We start from the raw sequence: 6590 nt of genomic DNA on the forward strand, positions 1-6590 counted from the left end.
TGCCTCACCGTTGAAAGTAAGGCTTCTTACCACGGGCCGTCAGCGATTCGCTACCAGATGTGCACCGAACAGCACGTAGCAACCACCGGCAAAACGGTCGAGCCACTTGCGCGAACGGCCGTAGAGGTTGGCCATGCGCTCGCTGGAGAACACCAGGGCCACGCTGGAGTACCAACTGAAGGACAAGGTGGCCATGGTCAGCACCGCCAGGGTCAACAGCATCGGCGACGGCGAAGGCGGCATGGTGGACGCGAAGATGGTGGCGACAAACAACGCGGCCTTGGGATTGGACAGATTGCCCAGCAACCCCAGGCGCCATGCGGAGAACAGCGAGCGTCGAGGCTCGTCCGGCAGCAGGTTCTGGCCCATGGCCGGCGCCGAGCGCTTGAACAGTTTCAAGCCGAGGTAGATCAGGTAGCAGCCACCGATGATCTTGAACGCCAGGTACAGCATCGGTGCGGCGGTAAACAGCGACTTGATGCCCAGGCCACCCGCGAGCCCCCACAGGATCGTACCGGTGGCCACGCCCGCCGATGCCACCACGCCATGGCGGCGCGAGCAACTGGCGGCCAACTGCGCGGTATTGAAAAAATTCGGCCCTGGCGTCACCACTGCCACGGTCCACAGCAGCGCCAGCGAGACCAGGGGCGCCACATAGGCGGGGTTGAGAAAATCCATAGGGGCGACTCCATCAGCGCAAGGCACGAACGGCGATCATAGGCCTCGCCCCTGTCTTGCACAATCGTACAAGACCCCGGCAGACTGGGAGCGCAGACTCGGTTAACGTGTTTCCACCTCACTGTGTGACAAGCCACCATGGGCAATCCCATCTCCCCCCTCGACTGGATGCACCGCGCCCCGCATGCCAGCGGCATGGACCGCATCGAGGCGTACTTTGCCGGCTTCGCGTTCGACCCGCATCGCCATGACACCTACGCCATCGGCCGTACGTTGTTCGGCGTGCAGAGTTTTCATTATCGCGGCTGCATGACCCACAGCCTGCCCGGCACGACCATGGTGATACATCCCGACGAAACCCACGACGGCCGCGCCAGCAGCGAGGAAGGCTTCCGCTACCGCATGATCTATGTGGAGCCGGCGCTGATCCAACAGATCCTCGGCGGCAAGCCATTGCCGTTCATTCCCTGCGGCCATACCACCGACCCGCGCCTGTTCCGCGCCAGCGAAGTGCTGCTGCAAAGCCTGGACTGCCCGATCGACCCGCTGCAGGAACAGGACGCGATGTATGACGTGGCGCAAGCCCTGAGCGATGCCAGCGGGGTGATCACCAGCCGCAAGAGCTTCGACTACATCGCCGCCGAGCGCGCGCGGGAATTTATCCACAGCGCCCTGGGCCGCAGCATCACCCTGGACGAAATGGCCGACCACGCCGGCCGCGACCGCTGGGCGTTGTCGCGGGATTTCCGCTTGTTGTTCGGCACCAGCCCCTACCGTTACCTGACCATGCGTCGGCTGGACCTGGTGCGCAGCCTGCTGGCCCAGGGCCAATCGTTGGTGAATGCGGCGATGACGGCGGGGTTTACTGACCAGAGCCATATGACCCGGCAGTTTCGCAGCACCTATGGCATGCCGCCGTCGCGTTGGGTGAAGATGCTGGGGCGCTGAAGCTTCAATTTGCAAATGCGATCAAAAATGTGGGAGCGGGCTTGCTCGCGAAAGCGGAGTGTCAGTCACCATTGATTTATCTGAACCACCGCCTTCGCGAGCAAGCCCGCTCCCACATTGGATTTAGGTTGTCTCTGGAATTGAGTTCGACTCAGCACCGCGTTCTTTGAACCCAACCGCCACCACCGCCCCCACCAGCGCAATCCCCGCACTCAACCACAACGCCAGCTCAATTCCACCGGCATTGGCCACCGACACTAACACCGCCAACCCCAGCGCCCCGCCAATCTGCTGGCTGGTGGACGCCATCCCCGCCGCCACGCCCTGCTCACCAGGACGAATACCGAGGCCGGCCGCCACCCACATCGCCGTCCACGTCATGCCCTGGCCAATGCTCAAGATAAAAATCCCCGGCAGCAGCGACCAGAATCCCACGCCCGTCGGTAATGCCCAGCACACCAGCGCAATGCCCACGGCCCCCGCCAATTGCCCGCTGACCAAGGTATTGCGCAGTCCGATCCTGGCCAGCGAACGCTCCGCCAGCCAGATGCCGAACGTACACACCAGGGTCGCCGGCAAAAACGCCAGGCCCGCCTGCAACACGCTGTAGCCGTAGACCTGCTGGTAATACAGCGCCAGAAAGTAGTACTGCACGCCAAAGCTGCTCATGAACACCGCCGTCAGCACCATGGCCATGCGCAGTTCGCGGTAGGCCAACAGCCGCAGCGGCATCAGCGGGTCACGCCCGCGGTGTTCGATCCAGGCGAACAGCCCCAGCAGCGCCACCGCCAGGGTGATGCAGCCGAGGGTAGACGGCGCCGTCCAGCCCCATTCCGGGCCTTGCACCAGAGCAAACACCAGCAAGGTGCCGCCAACGGTCACGGTCAGCGCGCCACTGATATCAAAGTTGCGCCCGACGGCCCGCTCGCCGTCGGCAGGAATCCAGTAACGGGCCGCCCAGGCGCAGCCACCGGCCAATGGCACGTTCACCAGGAACACCGCCTCCCAGCCCCACACCTGGGTCAACACGCCGCCCAGCAAAGCGCCGAGCGCCAGGCCCGCCGCCGACGCCGCACTCCACACCGCAAACGCACGGTTACGCTCAGGCCCTTCGGCGTAGTGGGTGTTGATCAACGCCAGGGTCGCCGGAAACAACAGCGCCCCGCCCACGCCCTGTACCGCCCGCGCCAGCACCAGCAACACCGCGCTGCCACCCAGTACGGCGGCCAGGGACGCCAGCGCGTACAACGCCTGCCCCGTCCGGTACAAGCGGCGCTTGCCGAGCAAATCCGTGGCCCGCCCGCCCAGCAACAGGAAACCGCCGAACGCCACGCTGTAGGCGCTGACCACCCACTGCAATTGCTGGGCGGAAAAGTCCAGGTGCGTGCCAATCTGCGGCAATGCCACAAACACGATGGTGGCATCGAGGGCGATGATCAGTTGGGCGGTGGCCAACAGCATCAGCATCCAGCCAGAGGGTCGAGAGGGAGACATCACAGCGTCCTGTCCAGAAATGAAGTGTCGCCAGTGTGTTTTATGCGCAATAGATGATAAATAGCGCTATCACTCTTTCAGTAATGACTTTAATCATGGATCTGAACGCTGTCCGCCTGCTGGTCCGCGTGGCCGAAACCCGCAGTTTCACCCGCGCCGCCGGCGACCTGGGGCTGACTCAATCCGGGCTCTCACGGGCCATCTCACGCCTGGAGAACGAGCTGGGCGTGCGCCTGCTGCAACGCAACACCCGCAGCGTCAGCCTCACGCCCGACGGGCAGTTGTTGTACGAGCGCAGCGCGCCGTTGCTGGCGGAATTGGCCGAGGCCGAAAAGCTGATGCTCGACCGCCGTGGCAGCCCGTCGGGCCTGTTGAAGATCAGCACGCCGTCACTGTTCGGGCGCAAGGTGGTGATGCCGGTGATCGGCGAGCTGACCCTGCGTTATCCCGAACTGCGCATCGAAGCCGTGATGACCGACCGCCTGGTGGACATCGTCGATGAAGGCTTCGATGCCTTGCTGCGTACCGGCGAGATCCAGGACCAACGCCTGATCGCCCGCGCCCTGGCGCCGTTGCGCTGGGTCACCGTCGCCGCACCCGCCTACCTCGCCCGTTTCGGCACACCGCAAAGCGTCGATGAACTCAAGGACCACCACTGCCTCACCGTACGCAATCTACGCAGCGGACGCATGGTGGACTGGCAGTTCATGCTCAATGGCAAGGTGCAGGACGTGAGCGTCGAAGGGCGGCTGATCTTTGATATCGGCGACGCGCTGGTGGACGGCGCCGTGGGCGGGTTTGGCATTGCCCAAGTGATGGATTTTGCCGTGCGCGACGACCTGGCCGCCGGGCGCCTGGTGCCGGTACTGGAGGACTTCGCCGGGCGCAGTCGGGCGATCTCGTTGGTGTATCCGCCGTCCCGCCAGTATTCGCCGAAGTTGGTGGCGTTTGCCGAGGCGTTGGCAAACGCGCGCTGGTAGGGCTTAGAGCTGGCGCCCGGTGATCGGTTCGCCAATGGTCAGGAAGTTTCCGCCCGCGATGTGATGCAAGGTGCGCAGCGCATCATGCCCTTCGAAGTGCCAATGACCTTCGCTGAACACACGCTCGTCGGCATACGCCGCGACCACTTCGCCAAGGAACAAATCGTAGGTCTGTTGATTGTGCGGTTCGGGCAGCAGGCGGCATTCCAGCCAGGCCACACAGCCTTCCAGCAACGGCGCGTCGGTGTGTTCGCCGTTGAACACCTGTAGGCCATACGTGGCGAATTTGTCCGTCTCGCTGCCGCTGGTGTTGCCGACAGTCTGTACGAGATCGGCCTGGGCGACGCAAGGCACCTGCAGCACGAAGGTGCCACTGCCTTCCAGCAACTGGCGGGTCCAGGTGGCTTTATCCAACACCACGGCGACCTTCGGCGGTTCGAAGTCCAGCGGCATCGCCCAGGCGGCCGCCATGATATTGCGCTGGCCGTTATGGGCCGCGCTGACCAGCACGGTCGGCCCGTGATTAAGCAAGCGGTAGGCCTTGGACAATGGAACGGGGCGACGGTGGGTAGGGCTCATGGACGGTCGGCTCTTCAAGCAGGAAAGCGCCTACGATACCTGAGCCCTACGCTCAGCTCGACAGTTGGTTGGCGAACTGTCCTACAGCGCTGACCACCTTCTGTGCGCCGTCCTGGATCTCGACAATCACCGAGCCCGCTTCTGCCGCCAACGCCAGGCCTTGCTCGGCTTGCAGGCGACCATCGGTCATCAGCGCCACCGCCTCACGGGCCATGTCCTGGTTCTGACGCACCACACCGACAATTTCCTCGGTGGCCTTGCTGGTGCGCGAGGCCAGTTGGCGCACTTCATCGGCCACCACCGCAAAACCACGGCCTTGCTCGCCGGCACGTGCCGCTTCGATGGCGGCGTTAAGCGCCAGCAAGTTGGTCTGCTCGGCGATGCCGCTGATGGTCTTGACGATGCTGCCAATCACCTGGGACTGAGCATTCAACGCCTCGATGCCTTCGCCAGCCTGCTGCATGTGCTGGGCCAGGTCGCGCATCACGTCCACCGCCTGGGTCACCACCGTGGTGCCGCGCTGGGCGCTGTTGTCGGTTTGCAGCGAGGTGCTGTAGGCGATGTTGGCGGCGTCGGAGACCGCTTGTTCCTGATTGACCTGATCGGTAATCACCGTGGCGAACTTCACCACTTTGTACAGGCGGTCAGTGGCATCCAGCACCGGGTTGTAGGTTGCTTCCAGCCACACCGTGCGACCGTGGCTGTCGACGCGCTTGAAGCGCGCCGCGACAAACTCGCCGTTGTTCAGGCGTTTCCAGAAGTTCTGGTACTCGGCGCTGTTGTACTCCTCCGGCTCGCAGAACATGCGGTGATGTTTGCCCTTGATCTGCGCCAGGCTGTAACCCATGCCGCCAAGGAAACGATCGTTCGCGGTGAGCACGTGCCCGCCCAGGTCGAACTCGATCACTGCGGTGGAGCGCACCAGCGCGGTGATCAGGTTTTCATGCTCGCGCGACGCTTCGATGGTGCGGGTCAGGTCGCTGGAAAAGATGGAGAAATGCTTGATCCGCCCATCGGAGCTGCGCACCGGCTGCACGATCGAGCGCAGCCACGCTTCCTCGCCATTGCCACGCAGCAAGCGCACGGTGCCGGCGAAGTGCTCACCCCGCGTCAGCGCATTGTTGAAGCGCTGCTGGAATTCATCATGCTTCACATGCGCCGGCGCCAGGTCGCCAATGGCCCGGCCTTGCAGCTGGCCGCTCTGGTAGGCCATTTCCTTGAGGAAGTTGTCATTGGCCCAGTCGATACGCCCCTGGGGGTCCAGCGTCAGGCACAACATCTCGCTTTCCAGGCTCTCCTTGACCTGCTGCAAGCTGGACAGTTCTTCGCGAAGAGCAGACAGCTCCTGCTTCAAGCGGGTGTTGAACATGGGGCACCGATGGTCAAATGGAGGGAAGGATCTGACCTGCATCGGCCCTGCCGAGCTTTTCTGAAGAGTCCTTTAGGCCAAGGCCCAACTATATTTTTGGATCCATCAACCGCCATTGTTTCGGCACAGCCCCATCACTTGATACTCAATGGTATTGAGCTTGCCGGTGGAGTCTTCATAGGTCATGCGCGAAGGCACGGCGTTGCAGCTGCGAATCGGTGGCGTCACGCTGACCACCTTGGCGATATCCAGCGGCATGCCATAGCGATACGCCTGCACCTCGGGCGCGGGCTTGCCGTTGCGGGCGGCATAATCGGCCATGACCTTTTCATTGCGTTCCATCATCAAGGCAAAGGTACGGTCGCCGCCGCCTTCGGCCAAAGCACCGAACGACAAGACTGCCGCCAATACACCCAGGCCAAGTTTATAAACGGTCATCACAAGTTCCTCGCTTCAAAGTTGAGTACCCAGAGTAACGAGCGAACCCTGACGCGATGTTCACCAGAACATTACTTATTTGTTAGGGAATCTCCGAACAAGTC

The 6590-nt window shown here is 62.8% G+C and carries 7 protein-coding genes; 2 read left to right on the forward strand and 5 right to left on the reverse strand.

The window, feature by feature from the left end:
* Positions 1-39 precede the first annotated feature (39 nt).
* Positions 40-678: a LysE family transporter gene (locus tag DBR46_RS29755; protein WP_124529944.1), complete on the reverse strand. Its 639-nt coding sequence runs from the start codon at positions 676-678 to the stop codon at positions 40-42.
* A gap of 138 nt (positions 679-816) precedes the next feature.
* Here DBR46_RS29755 and DBR46_RS29760 point away from each other — a divergent pair, with 138 nt between their 5' ends.
* Positions 817-1626: an AraC family transcriptional regulator gene (locus DBR46_RS29760; protein ID WP_124529946.1), complete on the forward strand. Its 810-nt coding sequence runs from the start codon at positions 817-819 to the stop codon at positions 1624-1626.
* 123 nt (positions 1627-1749) lie between these two features.
* Here DBR46_RS29760 and DBR46_RS29765 read toward each other — a convergent pair whose 3' ends face one another.
* A complete protein-coding gene (locus DBR46_RS29765; RefSeq protein WP_124529962.1) occupies positions 1750-3093 on the reverse strand; it encodes an MFS transporter in 1344 nt (447 codons plus the stop codon).
* Between the two features lie 122 nt (positions 3094-3215).
* Here DBR46_RS29765 and DBR46_RS29770 point away from each other — a divergent pair, with 122 nt between their 5' ends.
* A complete protein-coding gene (locus tag DBR46_RS29770; RefSeq protein ID WP_124529948.1) occupies positions 3216-4100 on the forward strand; it encodes a LysR family transcriptional regulator in 885 nt (294 codons plus the stop codon).
* Between the two features lie 3 nt (positions 4101-4103).
* On the opposite strand, the gene DBR46_RS29775 is transcribed toward DBR46_RS29770, so the two are convergent.
* From DBR46_RS29775 to DBR46_RS29785, 3 genes are all read right to left on the reverse strand, one after another.
* Positions 4104-4679, reverse strand: coding sequence for a flavin reductase family protein (locus DBR46_RS29775; protein WP_124529950.1), 576 nt, complete (start codon positions 4677-4679; stop codon positions 4104-4106).
* 52 nt (positions 4680-4731) lie between these two features.
* On the reverse strand, positions 4732-6048 hold the full coding sequence (locus DBR46_RS29780) for a PAS domain-containing methyl-accepting chemotaxis protein (protein WP_124529952.1): 1317 nt from the start codon (positions 6046-6048) through the stop codon (positions 4732-4734).
* A gap of 105 nt (positions 6049-6153) precedes the next feature.
* Positions 6154-6486: a DUF2790 domain-containing protein gene (locus tag DBR46_RS29785; RefSeq protein WP_124529954.1), complete on the reverse strand. Its 333-nt coding sequence runs from the start codon at positions 6484-6486 to the stop codon at positions 6154-6156.
* Positions 6487-6590 lie beyond the last annotated feature (104 nt).

Origin of the sequence: Pseudomonas sp. KBW05 (assembly GCF_003852405.1) — a bacterium.
GTDB lineage: Bacteria > Pseudomonadota > Gammaproteobacteria > Pseudomonadales > Pseudomonadaceae > Aquipseudomonas.

What these genes read in the sequence shown, in the direction of transcription:
- DBR46_RS29755 (WP_124529944.1), bottom strand. Translation starts at nt 678, where the DNA reads ATGGATTTTCTCAACCCCGCCTATGTGGCGCCCCTGGTCTCGCTGGCG.
- DBR46_RS29760 (WP_124529946.1), top strand. Translation starts at nt 817, where the DNA reads ATGGGCAATCCCATCTCCCCCCTCGACTGGATGCACCGCGCCCCGCAT.
- DBR46_RS29765 (WP_124529962.1), bottom strand. Translation starts at nt 3,093, where the DNA reads ATGCTGATGCTGTTGGCCACCGCCCAACTGATCATCGCCCTCGATGCC.
- DBR46_RS29770 (WP_124529948.1), top strand. Translation starts at nt 3,216, where the DNA reads ATGGATCTGAACGCTGTCCGCCTGCTGGTCCGCGTGGCCGAAACCCGC.
- DBR46_RS29775 (WP_124529950.1), bottom strand. Translation starts at nt 4,679, where the DNA reads ATGAGCCCTACCCACCGTCGCCCCGTTCCATTGTCCAAGGCCTACCGC.
- DBR46_RS29780 (WP_124529952.1), bottom strand. Translation starts at nt 6,048, where the DNA reads ATGTTCAACACCCGCTTGAAGCAGGAGCTGTCTGCTCTTCGCGAAGAA.
- DBR46_RS29785 (WP_124529954.1), bottom strand. Translation starts at nt 6,486, where the DNA reads ATGACCGTTTATAAACTTGGCCTGGGTGTATTGGCGGCAGTCTTGTCG.